This window comes from Bacillus cereus, assembly GCF_002564555.1.
Lineage (GTDB): Bacteria > Bacillota > Bacilli > Bacillales > Bacillaceae_G > Bacillus_A > Bacillus_A cereus_K.
Genome location: NZ_NUVD01000062.1, coordinates 1 through 215, shown reverse-complemented (window position 1 = coordinate 215; position 215 = coordinate 1). Strand labels below are relative to the sequence as shown.

The following is a 215-nucleotide window of genomic DNA, read 5'->3' as shown; positions in this document are numbered from 1 at the left end:
TTGATTGATATTCGCGATATGCAAAGTGTAGTTGAAGCATACGGCAAGAAGGATGCATCTATCGTGCCACAAGACATCAACCAAGACGGTGTCGTAAATGAGACAGATGTCCGCTTTATTGAGAAAAACTTCTTGCAAAAAGAAGTCGGTGTTCCAGAAGTAGTTAAGCCAAAAGAAACAATTGGTAAAAAAGGACTGGTAGATTTCCTGCGTCA

Annotated in this window: 1 protein-coding gene; it reads left to right on the top strand. The window is 40.5% G+C overall.

The annotated features are described in order from the left end of the window. Nucleotides 1-215 (top strand): hypothetical protein (locus COI75_RS17255; protein WP_141535131.1); only part of this gene is annotated, 215 nt, incomplete at both ends.